The organism is Novosphingobium soli (assembly GCF_042432915.1).
Classification (GTDB): domain Bacteria; phylum Pseudomonadota; class Alphaproteobacteria; order Sphingomonadales; family Sphingomonadaceae; genus Novosphingobium; species Novosphingobium soli.
On sequence record NZ_JBHLWK010000019.1, the window covers coordinates 86,297 to 103,322 of the forward strand.

Annotated in this window: 9 protein-coding genes; 4 read left to right on the forward strand and 5 right to left on the reverse strand. The window is 66.5% G+C overall.

Annotated features, from left to right (window positions below; all coding sequences use genetic code 11):
* Nucleotides 1-8 precede the first annotated feature (8 nt).
* From ACFFJC_RS16025 to ACFFJC_RS16035, 3 genes are all read left to right on the forward strand, one after another.
* On the forward strand, nucleotides 9-1,409 hold the full coding sequence (locus ACFFJC_RS16025) for an MFS transporter (protein ID WP_379488488.1): 1,401 nt from the start codon (nucleotides 9-11) through the stop codon (nucleotides 1,407-1,409).
* A gap of 213 nt (nucleotides 1,410-1,622) precedes the next feature.
* Entirely contained in the window at nucleotides 1,623-3,995 is a 2,373-nt protein-coding gene (locus ACFFJC_RS16030) for a TonB-dependent receptor (RefSeq protein ID WP_379488489.1), read from the forward strand.
* A gap of 50 nt (nucleotides 3,996-4,045) precedes the next feature.
* Nucleotides 4,046-5,716 (forward strand): arylsulfatase, encoded by a 1,671-nt coding sequence (locus tag ACFFJC_RS16035; protein ID WP_379488490.1) that lies wholly within the window; start codon nucleotides 4,046-4,048, stop codon nucleotides 5,714-5,716.
* A gap of 160 nt (nucleotides 5,717-5,876) precedes the next feature.
* On the opposite strand, the gene ACFFJC_RS16040 is transcribed toward ACFFJC_RS16035, so the two are convergent.
* The 4 genes from ACFFJC_RS16040 to ACFFJC_RS16055 all read right to left on the reverse strand — a co-directional run bounded on the left by ACFFJC_RS16040 (nucleotide 5,877) and on the right by ACFFJC_RS16055 (nucleotide 14,980).
* On the reverse strand, nucleotides 5,877-7,463 hold the full coding sequence (locus ACFFJC_RS16040) for a carboxylesterase/lipase family protein (protein WP_379488491.1): 1,587 nt from the start codon (nucleotides 7,461-7,463) through the stop codon (nucleotides 5,877-5,879).
* Between the two features lie 1,028 nt (nucleotides 7,464-8,491).
* Complete coding sequence (locus ACFFJC_RS16045) at nucleotides 8,492-9,565, reverse strand: TIGR03032 family protein (RefSeq protein WP_379488492.1); 1,074 nt, start codon at nucleotides 9,563-9,565, stop codon at nucleotides 8,492-8,494.
* A gap of 37 nt (nucleotides 9,566-9,602) precedes the next feature.
* Nucleotides 9,603-13,703, reverse strand: coding sequence for a beta strand repeat-containing protein (locus ACFFJC_RS16050; RefSeq protein WP_379488493.1), 4,101 nt, complete (start codon nucleotides 13,701-13,703; stop codon nucleotides 9,603-9,605).
* A gap of 524 nt (nucleotides 13,704-14,227) precedes the next feature.
* Nucleotides 14,228-14,980 carry an SDR family NAD(P)-dependent oxidoreductase gene (locus ACFFJC_RS16055; RefSeq protein WP_379488494.1) on the reverse strand — a complete coding sequence of 251 codons (753 nt, stop codon included), beginning with the start codon at nucleotides 14,978-14,980 and terminating at the stop codon, nucleotides 14,228-14,230.
* 111 nt (nucleotides 14,981-15,091) lie between these two features.
* On the opposite strand from ACFFJC_RS16055, the gene ACFFJC_RS16060 reads away from it, so the two are divergent.
* The gene (locus ACFFJC_RS16060; RefSeq protein ID WP_379488495.1) at nucleotides 15,092-16,000 is read left to right on the forward strand and encodes a LysR family transcriptional regulator; all 909 of its coding nucleotides are present in this window, start codon (nucleotides 15,092-15,094) and stop codon (nucleotides 15,998-16,000) included.
* Between the two features lie 244 nt (nucleotides 16,001-16,244).
* On the opposite strand, the gene ACFFJC_RS16065 is transcribed toward ACFFJC_RS16060, so the two are convergent.
* Complete coding sequence (locus ACFFJC_RS16065; RefSeq protein WP_379488496.1) at nucleotides 16,245-16,979, reverse strand: hypothetical protein; 735 nt, start codon at nucleotides 16,977-16,979, stop codon at nucleotides 16,245-16,247.
* Nucleotides 16,980-17,026: the final 47 nt, after the last annotated feature.

Consider the following 17,026-nt stretch of genomic DNA (forward strand, 5'->3'; position numbering starts at 1 on the left):
CCCGGGTCATGGCAACGATATATGCTTCCGCACGCTCCCCCCAGAACGAGAGGGCGGAGCCCGTCCAGAGCGGATTGAGCGCGCGGCGGCTCGCCGCCTTCTCCACCCTGGCGATCCCGTTCACGGCGGCGCAGCTGCCGATCCTCAACTTCCTGCCGGCGATCTACGCGCAGCAGTTCGGGATCTCGCTGGGCGCGCTCGGCACGATCTTCCTTCTCGAGCGGCTCTGGGGGGTTTTCGCCGATCCCCTGGTCGGCACGCTGAGCGATCGCACGCGCAGCCGGCTGGGACGCCGCCGCCCCTGGATCGCCGCCGGCGTCATCGTCTTTGCCCTGGCCGCGGCGGCGCTGTTCTTCCCGCCGGCCGGCGTCTCCCCGCTTTACCTGGGCCTGGCGCTGTTCACGTTCTACCTCGGCTGCGCCATGATCCAGATCCCCTATCTCGCCTGGTCGGGAGAGATCAGCGGCCAGTATCACGAGCGCACCCGCGTCGCCACCTTCGCCACCGTCGCGTCGTCCTCGGCGCTCCTGCTGGTCATCCTGCTGCCTGCCCTGATCGACCATCTCCACCTGGGCGACGACAGGCTCAAGCTGGGAGCAATGGGCGGCTTCGTCCTGCTGGCGCTCCTGCCCGCCGCCTGGCTCACCCTCCGCGCCTTTCCGGAGGCGCCCGCGCGCGAGGCATCGCGCGCGAAGCCGCTCGGCCCCCTCGCCACGATCCGGGTGATCGCGCGGGAGAAGCTGCTCCTGCGCGTCATCCTCTCGGACCTGGCGGTGACCTTCGGGCAAGGCGTGCGCAACACCCTGCTGCTGTTCGTCGTCTCGATCTACATGGGCCTGCCCGAGTGGGGCGCGACGCTGATGCTCTCGCAGTACATCTTCGGCATCGCCGCCGGGCCGATCTGGATGCAGGTGGCGAGCCGCATCGGCAAGCATCGCGCGGCGATCACCGGCGAGCTGGTGCAAGTCGCGATCAACCTCGGCCTCCTCGCGCTGACCCCCGGCAACCTCGGGCTGCTGATCGCACTCACCGCGGCGCAGGGGCTCGCCCAGGGCTCCGGCAATCTCATGCTGCGGGCGATGGTCTCGGACATCGCCGACCAGCATCGTCTCAAGACCGGGCAGGACCGCACCGCCCTGTTCTTCTCCGCCTTCAGTATCTCGATGAAGGCCGGCATGGCGCTGGCGGTGGGCGTCGCGCTCCCGCTGGTCGGCGCGGCCGGGTTCGATCCGGCGGCGGCGCACAACAGCCCGACCGCGCTCACCGCCCTGCTGGTCACCTTTGCGGTGGGACCGGCGCTCGCCCACTTGTGCTCCGCGGCGCTGCTGCGCGGCTTCACCCTCGACGAGGCGGCCCATGCGCAGATCCGGCGCGAGCTCGATCGCCGTGCGGCAGGCGCCCATGCCTGATCGCGACCGGCCCTAGCGCCGCCCACAACCGAAAGGCCCGGCCGGACGCCCCCGCCGGGCGTCCGGAGCCGGCAGCAGCCTGGCCGTACGCCGCGGCCATCCTTGCACCGACAACCCCGATCTCCACGGCGCAGCACCCCGCTGCGCCCCCATCTCGCGCGCGCCGTACCTGCGGGCCAGGCGCCTTTGACGACACGTTCAGGAGGAGACGACATGAGGAATTTGGCACTGCGCGGCAGCGCCGCCGTGCTGGCGCTGGTGGCCGCGACACCGGCCCTGTCCGCCGAGGAGGCGGCCGGGGAGGCCGCCGGCAGCGAAGCGGCGGCCGAGGCCGAGGCCATCGGCGACCCGATCGTGGTCACCGCCCGCCGCCGCGAGGAGAACTCGCAGGACGTGCCCGTCGCCATCAGCGTGGTGGACGCCGGTACACTCGATCGCACCGGAAACTTCACCGTCAACCAGATCCAGCAGCTCGTCCCCAGCCTGCAGGTCGCGAGCTTCAACCCGCGCAACACCAACGTCAACATCCGCGGCCTGGGCGCCAACTCCTCGCTCGCGGTCGACGGCCTGGAGTACGGCGTCGGGTTCTATGTCGACGGCGTCTATTTCGGCCGGCCGGGCCAATCGCAGTTCGACCTCGTCGACATCGCCCAGGTCGAGGTGCTGCGCGGACCGCAAGGCACGCTGTTCGGCAAGAACACCACGGCGGGCGCGCTGAACGTCACCACCCGCGCGCCCAGCTTCGATCCCGACCTCACCGTCGAGGGATCGCTGGGCGACTACGGCTATCACCAGATCCGCGCCTCCGGCTCCGTGCCGATCATCGCCGACAAGGTGGCGGTGCGCCTGAGCGTGGCCGACACCCACCGCGACGGATTCCTGCTCAACCAGGCCGACCTGACCAAGGCACAGGACTACGACAACTTCACCGCGCGCGGGCAACTGCTGATCCTGCCGGCCGACGACGTGAAGATCCGGGTGATCGCCGACTACTCGAAGCAGACGCTGCACCACCAGCTCAACCTGATCGACGGCTACTTCTCGACCTTCGCCAACGGGACGGTGATCGCCAACAACATCTTCGACCGCGCCGCCCGCCTGAACTACGCGCTGCCCACCGAGAACGCGTTTTCGCGCGTGGGCGCTGCCGACGCGCACTACCAGGCCAACATGGAGAGCTACGGCGTTTCGGGCGAGATCGACTGGGACCTCGGCCCGGCATCGCTCACCTCTATCACCGCGTACCGGTGGTGGGACTGGTATCCGGCGAACGACGGCGACGGCACCTCGCTCTCGATCAACACGCTGGCACAGCAGCAGAACTTCCAGCGCCAGTTCAGCCAGGAGCTGCGGTTCGCCTCCAACGGCGAGAACACGATCGACTACCAGGTCGGGCTGTTCTATTTCTGGCAGATCATCCGCGGCTACGGCAAGACCGGCTACGGTGCCGATTTCGCCGAGTGGAACCTGCCGTCGAGCACGCCGCCCGCGGCGCTCGCCACGCTCGACCGGGCGCTCACCGGGCTGGTGACCGACAGCTATTCCGATCCGCGCACCAAGAGCTATGCGGCCTTCGGCCAGCTCGACTGGCACCTGACCGATGCGCTGACGCTGACCGCGGGCCTGCGCTACACGCACGAGGACAAGGACGGCTCCTTCAGCCGCTTCCTCGCGCCCGACAGCGGCGGCGACCGCAGCCTGCTCACGGCCGCGCAGCAGGCGCAGTTCCAGGTGACCGATGTCGCGTTCGAGGCCAAGCAGAAGTCGGATGCGCTCTCGGGGCTGGTGACGCTGGGCTACAAGGTGACGCCCGATGCCCTGCTCTACGCGACGTATTCGCACGGCAGCAAGTCGGGCGGCCTGAACGTCACCGCGGGCGGCGCCAGCCGGCCGGTGGTCGCGCCCGAGAAGGTCGATGCCTTCGAGATCGGCCTGAAGTCGCAGTTCCTGCAGAACCGCCTCACCTTCAACGCCGCCGCGTTCCTCACCAACGTCAAGGACTACCAGGGCAACGTGTCGGAGCAGGTGCCGGGCACCACCGCCTTCGTCCAGTACATCGACAACATCCCCAAGGTCCGCTCCAAGGGGCTGGAAGCCGATCTCGCCTTTTCCGCGACCTCGTGGCTGCGGCTGACCGCGTCCGGCGCCTACACCGACGCCAAGTTCGTCAGCTACGCCAACGCCCCCCAGCGCCCGGAGCTTGCCATCCCCGGCACGCCGCAGGTGCAGGATCTTTCCGGCACGCGCCTGCCGGGCGTCTCGAAGTTCGCCTATTCGCTGGGGGCCGACGCCTCGCAGCCGCTCGGGGGCGATGTCGAGGGCTACGTTCACGCGGACTTCCTGCACCGCTCCTCGTTCAACAGCACCGCCACCAACAGCATCTACGGCGTGGTGCCGGCCTATGGCGTGGTCAACGCCCGCGTCGGCCTGCGCTTCGGCGACGGCACATACGACCTCGCGTTCTGGGCCCGCAACCTGACGAACGAGGACTACTACGTCTCGCGATCGCCGGGCACCTTCGGCCTCATCACCGCGATCGTCGGAGAGCCGCGCACCGTGGGCGCCACCCTGCGCGCCAAGTGGTGACGCCCGTGCCCAACGCTACAACTTCGAAGGAACCGTCCAGGGAGATCCACATGATACGCAAGCTTGCCTATCTCACCACCGCGCTCGTCGCGCTTGCCGCCGGCCCGGCGCCAGCGCAGGAGGCGGCGACGCCGCAGCGGCCCAACTTCCTCATCATCGTCGCCGACGATCTCGGGTATTCCGACATCGGCGCCTTCGGCGGGGAGATCGCCACGCCCAACCTCGACGCGCTCGCCGCGCGCGGTCTGAAGCTGACCGGCTTCCATACCGCACCCACCTGCTCGCCGACGCGCTCGATGCTGCTGACCGGGCTCGACCACCACGAGGCGGGCGTGGGCAACATGGTCGAGGTCCTCGCGCCCAACCAGGTCGGCAAGCCGAACTACGAAGGCTCGCTCAGGGCCGATAACGCGACGCTCGCCGAGCTCCTCAAGGACAAGGGCTACCGCACCCACTACGCGGGCAAGTGGCACCTCGGCCTCACGCCGGAGCAGGACCCGCATGCCCGCGGGTTCGAGACCAGCTTCGCGCTGCTGCAAGGGGGGCACAACCACTTCGGCAAGGCCGTGGCCCAGGACCGCACCAGCTTCGGAGCGGCCTATACCAGGAACGGCCAGCAAGTGCTGACCTTGCCCGAGACGTTCTACTCGTCGGACTATTTCGCGGACAGCCTCGCCTCCCAGTTGAAGGCCGCCAAGGCGGGGACCGAGGGCGCCAAGCCGTTCTTCGCCTACCTGGCCTTCACGGCGCCGCACTTCCCCTTGCAGGCGCCGCCCGAAACCATCGCGAAGTACAAGGGACGCTACGACGCCGGCTACGACGCGCTGCGAGAGCAGCGGCTGAAGCGCCAGGTCGAACTGGGGCTGCTCGATCCCGAGGTGGCGGCGCACGATGCCGATCTCGCCCCCCGCTGGGCTGCGCTCACCCCCGCCGAAAAGGCGCGCGAGATCCGCCGCATGGAAGTCTACGCGGCGATGGTCGACCGGATGGACGAGGCGCTCGGGCGGGTAATCCGCACGCTCAAGGACACGGGCGAGTACGAGAACACCGTCATCCTGTTCCTGGCCGACAACGGCGCCGAAGGCTCCAACCTCGACGAGCCCAGCATGGGCATGCTGAACGCGGTCCATGCCCGCGCCGACAACCGGGTGGAGAACATCGGCCAGGCCTCGTCCTACGAGTCCGTCGGACCGGGCTGGGCGACGGCCGCCACCGCTCCCTCGTGGCGGGTGAAGGCCTATCCGACCGAGGGCGGCATCCGCGTCGTGTCGTTCCTCTCGGGCCCGGGCATCAAGCGGGGGATCGGCCGCGCCTACACCAACGTCGCGGACGTGGTGCCCACGGTGCTCGACCTGGCGCACGTCTCCCCGCCGGGATCGCGTTTCCAGGGGCGCGCGGTGCGCCCGATCCGGGGCAAGAGCTGGGCGGGCTGGCTGCAGGGCCGCTCGACCGAGGTCTACGGCGCCGACGATGCCGTGGGCGAGGAGCTGTTCGGCGGCCGCAGCCTGCGACAGGGCAACTGGAAGATCACCGATGCCGGGGATGGCACCTGGCGCTTGTTCGACGTGGCCGCCGACCCCGGCGAACTCCACGACCTCTCCCCCGGCGAGCCTGCCCGCAAGGCGCAACTCGTGGCCGCCTGGGAGGCCTATGCCCGCCAGGTCGGCGTGGTCCTGCCCAAGCCGCGCCAGGCCATCATCGACCGCCCGGTCCGCCGCTAAACCCGGGAGCGCGGGCCCTCGGGCCCGCGCCCGAAGACGGCCCTGACGCCGGCACGTCGCGACGAGCGCGAGCACGAGAGGCATGTGGAAAACGCGTCATCGTCGTCGGCTATGGCCCCCATCGGCCGCCTGGCTTGGTCAGCCGCCCACGGGCAGGAGATTACTTGTCTCCGTAGAGCGACCCTCGGCCAAGGCGATCACGCAGGAAATCAAGCTGCGCTTTCTTGTACTCCCGGACGATGCGTTGTCCGGAATTCGTGAACGCCAGCAGGATGTCCTCTTCGCGGGTAAGCTGCGGCCAGGCCGGAGATTCGACGACGCCGGGAAATCCGGTCTTTGCGAAGGCGATCCACCTCGCAGCCATCGCATCGGCCATCGCCTGATCGTCCTGCGTCCAGCCGGATTGCGCGTTCGGATTGGCAAAGACGAATTCGATCTCGTCGCCGTGTCCCGCACCGGGACGCGTGGCGCGCAGGGCCTCAGGCACATAGGAGAAGTGGTAGAGCCAAACCGGACCTCCCGCGGCGAGAGCCAGGCGGGCGGTCTGCCGCGCCGGCTCTACCATCGCAGCGTCCCCCCACATGCGGCTCAAGGCCGCATTCTCTCCGATGCGCGCTGCATCGTACAGTCGCAACCCTTCCGCGCGGTGGGCGCCGAGCCGCGCCGCGAGGGCCGGCAGCGCGTCCGGCATCCACCGCAGCAGGCTTTCCTCCCAGTCGTTCGCTCCGATCAGCACAGGCACCTTCGCCGCCTGTCCGCGCGCGAATGTGGCGGACGGGGGTTCGCACAGCAGATCACCGTCCTCCACCGGTTCGCTGACCGCGGTGACCGGAGCATCGAGCACGATCTGCGTGGAAAGGCGGCGCAAGGCAGCGGGGTCATCGTCCGCGATGCCCTTCGACAAGGCCCACGACAGCCCTGCCTGCTGGCTTTGCGCAAGAGGTGTGAGGATCCGGCGGGGAGAGCCGGACTGCATGATCGCCTGTCGGAACAGCCCCAGCGCCGGCTTCACCGCGAGCAGCGTGGCCACGGAGACGGCACCAGCCGATTCGCCGATGAGCGTGACCCGATCGGGATCGCCGCCGAAGCCCGCTGCATTGTCCCTTACCCAGCGCAGGGCCGCAATCTGGTCCATGAGCCAGAAGTTCGCCGCCGGTTCGCCGAACTTGACTTGCTGTTCGTACAATGCGGGCGTTGTGAAATTGCCGAAGCGGCCGAGCCGGTAATTGATGGTGACGATGATGGCGCCCCTTCGGGCCAGGGCTGATCCGTCGTAAGTCGACATCGCGCCCGAGCCCATGATGAACCCGCCGCCATGAATCCACACCATCACCGGAAGACGTTCGCCCGCCTTCGTTCCGGCCGGCCGCCAGACGTTGAGGTATAGGCAGTCTTCCGATGCTGGGACCGCATGCCCGGGTGGCAGCGGATTGGTCTTCGTGTCCTGCATGCAGTCGGCGCCGAACGCGAGGGCAGGCCGAGCCCCCTTCCAGGCCGGAGCCAGCTGCGGCGCCCGCCAACGCAGCTCGCCGACCGGGGGCGCCGCGTAGGGGATGCCTCGAAAGACCTCCACTTGGTCTTGTACGCTGCCTATGACGGTGCCGGAGCGTGTAACCGCCCGAGGCGTCGCCGACGTTTGCGATGGCAGTGCGGCGATCGCCCCCTCTGCGCCGGCAAGGCCGACCGCGATTGCCACGACCAGAGCGGCCAGAACAGCCCGGCGACGAAAGAAGCGAAGTGCATGCATGACATGGTGCTGCCAGATCGCCGTCGTTCGATCTTGTCGCCCAGCGGCCTGTCTCTGTGAGAAAGGTCGAATGGCAAGACCGGCCGCGTGTTTGCAGCACTCATCGACTATGATCTGCAGGAGGCAGGACTTCCGACATTGGAGGTCTGTCGCAAGCCCAAGCTTAGCACAAGGGTATGGAAGGTTCAGATGCCCGTCGGGCCTGCCCTATGCGGCTCTGAATTCGGTGGCGGTCAGCTTGCCCATGTCAGTTCCCCACATTTTAACGGGGCTGTAGGCGAATTTGAATGAACAGGAACGATTGACGGCAACCAGAATAACCGCGGAAATCCGGGCGTTCCGGCAGTTGTCTACGAACACTGGGGGATGGGTGAATGGCGGAGCGGGAGGGATTTTCCTGTACATCTAAAGTAATGAAATACAACTATAAAAATAGTTCCGTGACAATCAGTCCCACACTAAGCCCCACACCATTTTCGGACGCTGACGGCCACACGCTGGCCCGGTTCGAACCCGAATTTGGCCGTGAGGTGCCATCGCGACCGAGATCCCTGGCGGCGCCGCAGGACGCTCAGTTCGAAGTAGTGGTCCTCCATCGTTTCGACGATTAAGTGCCTGCCGAGCGCACTTTTTTCCCGTACGCTGAATGTAACTCGGATTGCGCCTCGTAACCGGTTTCGTCCGCTTCGACCCTTATCCGTCGTTCAGCCGTTAGCTTTCGAGCCCCAGGTCCGGACGTTCCGCTGTTCCATTGTGAAGGCCTTTTGCCGTGAGCCACCGGTCCGTTTTCGGGTTAGAGCTTTGAAGCCCGCCATTCGGCTTACGGTGATGAACTAGTCGGGTAGGCGAGATTTTGGCGGTCAACAACCGAGCATTCTTGCTATGCCAGCCTCCTGAAACGGAATCCTGCAATGGGACGTCATCGACGGAGCGCCAGAAGCCGGATGGCAATGCCCCGCGCTAGGCAAACTGAGATGCTTTCTTGGTTTGCATGGCAAATAGCGGTTGAAGATCGGCTTGCAATACCCTCACTCCAGCGGCCGCACAGTCTCGTCGAAGCTGATCGTCGAACGGATTTCCAGCGTCTCTGGCCCGATCGACATCGGACAGCGCACGCCGGGCAGTACGGTCACGTCAAACAGTTCGGTGATGAAGCCTTCCAGCCTGATCCATTCGACAATGCTGCCGCTGGAAAGCTCCACCACCAGCACGCCACACCACGGTTCGGCATCGCGCGCCTTGATCTCGCCGTCGAGCAGGAGGCCGGCGAACGTGCCGTTGCGCGGCTTGGAGATGGTGACAAGCGCATGGCCATTGTGCAGCGCCATGCCGCGCAGGAAGCCGGGGCAGAAGGCGATGTCGGTCTTTCGGCCGGTTTCGGGATCAATGCGGATGATCTGTCCGCGCCCGCTGTCGAGCGCCAGCACCGACGCGCCGTCGACGCGCGGGCTGTGCGGCATCGAGAGCTGGTCGGTGACGATACGGTCGGTGTCGACGTCGATCAGCACGCCGCCTTCGTGCCGCCGCTCGCGCCAGCCGTTGACGATGTCGCTGCGGCTGACAGCGGTGACGTAGCGCGGGCGGCCGTCCTGGATCGCCATGCCGTTGAGGTGGCAGCGGTCCTCAGGCGCCAGCTTCGAAATGAAGGGCGGCTTCCAGATCGGACGGAAGCTGTGGTTGAGGTCCAGCGTGGCGAGGCAGCTGTATTTCGTGTTGACGAACAGAACGCGGCCCGCCCGGTCGGTGCCGACCTCATGCACGTCGACGTCGCCCGTGGTCTGCGCGTTGCGCGGGACGAGCGCCATGTCGAACTGCTGGTTCGCCACCTGCCCGGGCTTCAGCATGTTCTCCAGCCGCCAGACCTGATGCAGCGAGCCGAGGTAGAGCCGCCCCGGCTGGTAGCAGACCCCCATCGCGCGGGTGAAGTTCTGCTGGTTGAACGAGATCGTCCCGTTCGCCAGCACCCCGGTCAGGAACAGCTGCCCGGTCTGGTACGAAGTGAACGCGAAGCTCGCGCGGTTGCGCAGCAGCCAGTCCGCCAGCCCACGCGAGACCGAGATGTTGGTCGGCCCGTTCGCGGGGGCCTTGCCCGTATCCGTCATTCGGTTTCCGTCATGATGTCCTGCTTGCCGGGATGCCTCAGAACGGGATCTTGATCCCGGCCCGGCCGCCCGCACCGCTGTAGTCGCCGCTGGCGTCGAGCGTGCCCTCGATGAAGCCGCTGATGCCGCCCGGAGTCGTCACGTTGAGGCCCAGCGTGCCCTGCCCGTACGTGCCGATGCGGCGGTTGCCGAGCGCGAGGGCGTAGGGACCGGACACGAAGGTCGCACCGTCCCGGCCCTTGAACTCCTTCACCGCCATGCCGCTGGCATAGAACGTGAGCATGTTGCCGCCGCCGATGGCCGTGGTGCCACCGAGGCGCAGGCCCGCCTTGCCACGCAACCCGTCGGCGCGGTCGTAGTCGAGCACCTGACCGAGCGCCTCCAGATCGTCGAGGCTGGTGCGCACGTAGGCGATGCTCGCCAGCGGTTCGGCGAAGAACCCGGTCGAGCCGAAGCGGAAGCCCGCCTCCGCCTGCGCGCCGATGGAATCGCCGCCGAGGCTGTCCTTGTACCCGGTCGAGCCGCCGTGCGCGTCGATCCAGTAATGGTCGTACTTGAGCAGCCCGTTGGCGAAGAACCCACCCGCCCGCAGCGATGCATAGGCGCCAGCGTTCAACGCGTCGTACTCGAACCGGGTCGCCTCCGCGAAGCGCAGGGTGGAGGAAAGGTAGCCGCCGGTCAGGCCGAAGACCACGCCGCCCTTCTCGCCCATGGTGCCGATGTCGAAGCCGAGCTGGCCGCCGAAGTAGTCCTGCCGGTAATCGAGGTCATAGCTGCGCGCGATGCCGAACTGGCTGACTGAGCGTGTCTCGTCCCGCTTGTCGACGCCGCCCGACATCTGCAGCCAGAAGCCGCCTGAGTCCGCACCGTTGGAAAACCGCCCGTCGCGCACGGCGGCAAGGTGCGCCGTCACCGCGTCGGCCGAACGATACCAGAGGCTCTGCGCCCCCTCGAGCGCCTTGGCCGCGCGATAGGCCCCCGCACCCGGCGTGCCGACGAGCTGGTAGGCGAACGTCGTCGGCCGGTAGACAAGATCGAGCGCGACGAAGCCTACTTCGGCAAGGTCCGGCGCCAGCGTGAAGGCCGTGGGCGAGGACGACGCCGAGGCCTGCACCAGCGTCAGCCCCGGCGTGACGTAGACGGTGCCGCCAAGGTCGAGCTGGATCTGCGTCGATCCCGCCGTCGTGCCGACGTTCAGCCGGTCAGCCGTCATCACGCCCGCCGCGCTGGAGGTGAGGTCGAGGCCCAGCCGGCTCGCGCCCGATCCGGTGAAGGAACCGCGCAGCGTCAGCTGGTCGCCCACGGTGCCGTTGCGCAAGTCCACGAGCCCCGAGTTAGCGAAGGCTTCCAGCCCGGTAAAGGTCACGCTGAGCGGCGCGGTGCCCGGTGCATCGACGAGCAGCGTGCCGGAGTTGGTGAACACGTCGCTGCCCGCGCCGAAGTCGCTGCTGGCGCTCGCGCGGAACAGGCCGGTATTGGTGAAGCGGTCATCGCCCGCCGACAGCAGCACGCGGCCACTGATGGTGCCCGCGTTGGCGATCACCGCCGGACCGCCCGCCACGACGATGGCATGGCCGCTACCAGTGTTGAGCGTCCCCCGGTTGGTGATCGTGGTGGTGCCCTCGGCATCGGTCTCGATACCGTCGATCGCTCCCGTCACTGACGCCGCCGTTCCGACAGCGACGGTCACGTCGCCCGCCGACTGGATCGTGATCGCCGTATCCTGCGCCGCCGTAACCGCGCCCGTCAGGTTGACCGCCACGTCGCCGCCGAAGCCGAGCGCGGTGATCGCATTGCTGTTCGCGCCCGCCGTGCTGAGCCTGCCCGCATCGATGGTGATTGTGCTGCCGGTGCCGAACGTTGCCGCGCGGATCGCATCGCTGTCGTCCCCGGCAGTGGAGACATGGCCTGCGGTCACGCTGACATCGCCGTAGCTGCCCGCCAGCACGCCCAGCGAGTTCGTACCCTCGGTCGAGACCGTACCAACGCTGACCGTCGTGCCCTGCGAGCCATAGGCGTTGATCGCCGTCGCCACTTCGCCGGTAGTCGCCACCGAGCCGATCGTGACCGACGCCGTACCGTAGATCGTCGATACGCCGATGCCCGCCGAATAATTGCCAGAGGTCGTCACTGAGCCCGAGCCCTGCACCACGACATCGTCGTAACCATCGACGATGATGCCCGCGCTGCTCTCTCCCGAGGTCGCGATCGTGCCGTTGTTCACCACCACGCCGGGGCCGTAGATCGCCTCGACGGTGACGCCGTTGGCGAAGTCGCCGCTGGTCGCGATGGCACCCGAATTGGTGACGGTCGCGCCGTAGTAGCCGCTCGCGAAGACGCCGGTGGCGTAATTGCCTGCAGTTGTCACCGAGCCGTTGATCGTGACCGTCGCGGTGCCGAACGAGCCCGTCGCCTGCACGCCGCCCGCGCCGAAGTAGAAGTCGCCGTCAGTGCCGCTTGTCGAAAGGTCGCCGTTGACGGTGACGCTGGCGTTGTAGCCATAGGCCTGCACGCCCACCGCGTCGTCGCCGGTCGTGGTCACGTCGTTGACCGTGATCGAGGCATCGCCGAGCAGGCTGAAGGCATAGGCGCCGAACGCCCCGTCTCCCGCCGTCGAGATCGCGCCGGTGGAGGTCACGTCGACATTGCCGGTCAATGAAAGGGCAGCGATGCCGTCCGATAGCGTGCCGCTCGTCGTGACCGACCCGACGTTCACCGTCACGTCGCTTCCACCGTAGAAGCTGGCCGCATAGGCGCGGATGCCCTGCGCGTACTCGCCGGTCGTAGTCACCGAACCTGCGGCGATGCTGATCCCGCCGTAGAGGCTGAACCCTTCGATGCCGACCGCGCCGTCGCCGCTCGTCTGCACGGATCCGGTGCCGCTTACCGAAACGTCGTAGTACGCGCCCGCATAGATGCCCGTCGAACCGTAGCCGCTGGTGCTGATCGAGCCGGTGTTGACGACATCGGCATTGCCCAGGAAGCCGACCGCCACGACGCCCTCGGACGCGTCTCCCTGCGTCGATACGGTGCCGGTCACGGTGACGGAGGTGTTGTAGCCCAAGGCCTCCACCGCCGGGGAATTGTCGCCCACGGTCGCTGCGTCATGGACCGTGATCGCCACGTCGCCCGCTTGCGAATAGCCGTAGACCGCCGTCGAGTTGTCGCCCTGCGTGGTGACGTTGGCGACGTCGATCACGGTGCTGCCGCCGTAGTACGACTTCACGAAGACGCCCATCGCGTCCTCGCCGCTGGTCGATACCGTCCCGGTCGAGGTGAAGCTCGCCGCGCCGACGCCGGTGCTGAACATGACCGCGCCATAGGCTCCATCGCCGCTGGTGCTGAGGTTCTCGACCGAGAGGTTGGCGGTGTCGCCCTGCATCAGCACGCCCAGCGAGGCGAAGCCCGCCGTGGTGATGGTGTCGGCGGTGATGTCCACCACGCCATCCCCGGCGAAGGACACTGCGGTGACGCCGTTCGAATAGTCCGCCTCGGTCGACACGGTGCCAAGGTCCATGCCGATGGAACCCCCATAGGCCCGCGCCTCGATTGCCGTCGAACCGTAGTTGTAGAAGCTGCCGCCCGTCGTGCTGACTTCGTCCGCCGTGATCGAGATGTCGCCATGCCCGGCATAGGCATTGATGCCGCCGACATAGTAACCGGAGGACGATACGGTACCAACGTCGATGTTCACGTCGCCGCGGTAGGAATTGGCGCTGATCCCCATCCCGCTGTTGCCGGTCACCGTGATGGTGTTGGCGGTGATCGTGATGTCGCCCTGGTTGGAATTGGCGTTGATCCCGCCCGACGCGCGCTCGCTGGCGACGATGCTGTCGGCGTTGATGGTCAGGTCACCGTAATTGGTGAGGCCAAGCACGCCGAGCGATCCGGTGCCGCTCACCTCGATCGCGGTGTCGCCCCCGCCGTCAAGCGTCACCGCGCCGTCGTTGAACCCGATCACCGCGACGCCCGGCACGCTGCTCGTTGGCGCGATGCGCACGCCCGGTTCCAGCACGACGGTCAGGTCGACCACCGGCGCTGCAGGGTCGAGGCCCGGATCAAGCGCCGGATCGGCGGCGGGAGAGTAGTACTCGATCCCGTCCGGATAGGAATTGCCCGCCCGAGTGCAGGTCACCACGCCATGGACGTGAGTCCCGCAGGCGTCCTGCGCATGTGCGGGCAAGGCAAGGCCGACGGCCGTGCTGGCCAGAGCGGATCCGAGAAACAACTTCGTCGTCCGCCGGTTCGACGGTCCACCCTGCGACATGACGCGCTTATCCATTTTGTTGCCCCTCAATATGGATATTTGCGTAAGCTACGGAAGAATCGCATCAAAGCAAGCGCGGATGCGACAAGCAGAGCGAACCTCCATCGCGCTGGCCGCCACGCGTCCGAGAAATTCGCTCATTGGCTTGAAGCTATTTGCGATGGAATACGGCGGCCTCGCAGTTCATATAATATTACTTACGCTTACCGAAGGTCGGAGCGAGAAAACTGAATTTCTAAGGGTAGCAGTTGCCTCTGCGATCGACCCTTTGTCGCCGTTCAGCCGCCCATTTCTCCTTCCCGATTTCGGTCGGTCCGGTTTTCTCTCCGCGACGGCCAAGCGGCCAGATGGTTTGCCACCCGAGGCGACATGCCATCGGCCTTCGAGCGTGGTGATCAGATCTGCACCTGGCCGCCATCGACGAAGAGTTCGACGCCGTTGACGAAGCTCGCGTCGTCGGAGGCGAGGAACAGCACGGCCTTGGCGATTTCCTCGGGCTGACCGATCCGGCCCGCGGGGATCAGGCTGGCGAGATAGTCCTTGGTGCCCGCCGCCTGCTCGCTGCCGCCGAAGAGCTGGTCGAGCCCGGCGGTCTCAGTCACGCCGGGGCTGACGGCGTTGACACGGATGCGGCGATCCTTGAGGTCGAGTATCCAGTTGCGCGCGAAGTTGCGCACCGCCGCCTTGGTCGCCGAGTACACGCTGAAGGCAGGTGTGCCCGAAATGCTCGTGGTCGAACTCGTGAGGATCACCGAGGCTCCGTCCTTGAGCAGCGGCAGTGCCTTCTGGACGGTGAACAGCACCCCCTTCACGTTGGTGTCGAAAGTGCTCTGGTAGTGCTCCTCGGTGATCGCCCCGAGCATCATCATCTCGCCGCCGCCGGCATTGGCGAAAACCACGTCGATCTGCGCATGCTGCTGCTGGATCGCGTCGTAGAGCCGGTCGATGTCGGCGAGTTTGGCCATGTCGCCCTGGACGCCGGTTACGCGCCCGCCGATCGCCTTCACTGCGGCATCGAGTGTGTCCTGCCGCCGCCCGGTGATGAACACCGATGCGCCCTCATCGGCAAAAGCCTTTGCCGTCGCCAGACCGATCCCGCTGGTGCCACCGGTCACCACCACCACCTTGTGATTGAACTTCTTCGTCATCGTCTTTCTCCTTCGTGTTCCGGCGAACCGCCGTTGCCTGAACGAGATGCCCTCAGAACGATGATGCGTGTAGACAGCAGATATGGCACTTAGCGTTCCCCTGGAGGAACGATGATGCGGATCGACCTGAATGACTATGTCTATTTTGCCGAAGTGGTGGCGCACGGCGGCTTTGCTGCGGCGGGGCGCGCGCTCCGGGAACCCAAGTCCAAGCTGAGCCGCCGCATCGCCGGGCTGGAGGAGCGCCTCGGCTTGCGTCTTATCGAGCGCTCGAGCCGGCGCTTCCGCGTGACCGACACCGGCCTTGCCTTCTACGAGCGGTGCCGAGCCATATTGGCCGAGGCCGAGCAGGCCGAGGCGCTGGTGCTCGAGGCACATGCCGAACCCCATGGCCGCATCCGCTTCAGCTGTCCCACCGGCATGGTCGAGCCCATCTCGGGGCTGATATCCACGTTCCTTGCCCGCTATCCCAAGGTGCGCCTGCAGCTCGTGGCGACCGACCGCGCAGTAGACCTGATCGAGGAGCGGATCGATCTTGCCTTGCGCGTGCGCGCCGCGCCGACCAGCGACGCCGCGCTCACCATGCGCTCGCTAGGTAGATCGACGCGTATCCTCGTCGCCTGCCCCGAACTGGCAGGCCAGATCAAGCAGGTGGAGCAGCTCGCAAACCTGCCGACGCTCGCCACCGATGACGCCGCCGACGATCTCGAATGGCACCTGGAGAGCGAGGATGGCCGCAGACATGCCATCCGCACCGCGCCGCGCATGGGCTGCACCGACATGGCCGCGGTACGCAACGCCGCCATCGACGGCCTCGGCATCGCGATACTGCCCGACCACGTTTGCCGCGAGGCGCTGCTCGCCGGCAAGCTGGCCCACGTGCTGCCCGACTGGCGCGGACTCCAGGGCATCGTGCACCTCGTTTTCACCACCCGCCGGGGCCTGCCGCCAGCCGTGCGGGCGTTGATCGATCATCTCGCGGCAGGGTTCCCCCGCGAGGTCGTGGTGCGGATGCCCTGAGTTCAAGTTCAGGCACGCCGCAAGACCATGGCCGGCCGTTCGCGGTCACTCAGCGTCGAAATTGCGCTCCTGGATGCGAACCGTCCGCTATTCCGCCGGGTGTTGACCAATTAAGCCGTTCGCCGATCGGGCTCTGAACAGCTACTTTTGCCAAAGCCGGTCATTCGCTCGGCGCGTTGTCGTTTGACAGCGATGCGCCCCAATCCCAGCCGTTCTCTTACCGGTTGTCCGAGCACGAGAGCTTTCATTCGTTCCCCGGAGGTGTGCGGTCGGATCGAGGAGCCGCCAGCGCTTCGGTCTCTGCGACATCCGATGTCCGCTCGGGGCGTTCGAAAGTGATCGTTCCTTCCGGCCGCGTTAGTACAAGGTTTTCCCCGTTCTGCTCAAGATACGCGCCGGTCAGGTCGACGACGCCGAAATCGTTCGGCGTCAGCACAAAGATCGCGACCGTGCCGGCATCGGCGCTCAGCGACAGCGGTCCAGAATCGATCCGATAGGCTTTCTTGCTGAAAGTCACGAAGCGCGGTTGGCGCTTTTCGTTTGTCGGCAAGATCCACGGACCTCCTGCCAAATGGGACTCCAGTGGCTGCCCGGTATCGAAATCAATACGCAAATCGACTCCCGGAATGTCGAGGCCGTTCGGTGCGACAAGCCGGATCGAAAATTCTTGGCCAGGCGCATCTTCGATCCTGCTTGCAGAGATCGCGGGCGCAACCGGTCGCGGATCGCTCGTCAGCTCGATCCGGCCACCAACGCGCTTCCAGCGACCCTGCGCCCGCTCATCGAGCGATCCGACACTCAAGCCATACTCGAAAGTGCCGTCGGAATTGATGCGAAGGCCCGCCGCCAGTTCCATCTCCAAGCTGGAATATGTTCCCACCACGGAATCGGCAGCCATTTCCTGGGCCGGACCGGGGATTTGTTGGGCATGAACTGGCTGGATCAGGAAAAGCACGGTGGCATTGCACAGGGTTGCCATGCATCGGTAAAGGGAACTCGACATCGCAAACTCGTATACAGGCGTGT

Bases quoted from the DNA above. Each gene is read 5' to 3' on its own strand.
- ACFFJC_RS16025 (WP_379488488.1), top strand. From the start codon at position 9: ATGGCAACGATATATGCTTCCGCACGCTCCCCCCAGAACGAGAGGGCG.
- ACFFJC_RS16030 (WP_379488489.1), top strand. From the start codon at position 1,623: ATGAGGAATTTGGCACTGCGCGGCAGCGCCGCCGTGCTGGCGCTGGTG.
- ACFFJC_RS16035 (WP_379488490.1), top strand. From the start codon at position 4,046: ATGATACGCAAGCTTGCCTATCTCACCACCGCGCTCGTCGCGCTTGCC.
- ACFFJC_RS16040 (WP_379488491.1), bottom strand. From the start codon at position 7,463: ATGCATGCACTTCGCTTCTTTCGTCGCCGGGCTGTTCTGGCCGCTCTG.
- ACFFJC_RS16045 (WP_379488492.1), bottom strand. From the start codon at position 9,565: ATGACGGATACGGGCAAGGCCCCCGCGAACGGGCCGACCAACATCTCG.
- ACFFJC_RS16055 (WP_379488494.1), bottom strand. From the start codon at position 14,980: ATGACGAAGAAGTTCAATCACAAGGTGGTGGTGGTGACCGGTGGCACC.
- ACFFJC_RS16060 (WP_379488495.1), top strand. From the start codon at position 15,092: ATGATGCGGATCGACCTGAATGACTATGTCTATTTTGCCGAAGTGGTG.
- ACFFJC_RS16065 (WP_379488496.1), bottom strand. From the start codon at position 16,979: ATGGCAACCCTGTGCAATGCCACCGTGCTTTTCCTGATCCAGCCAGTT.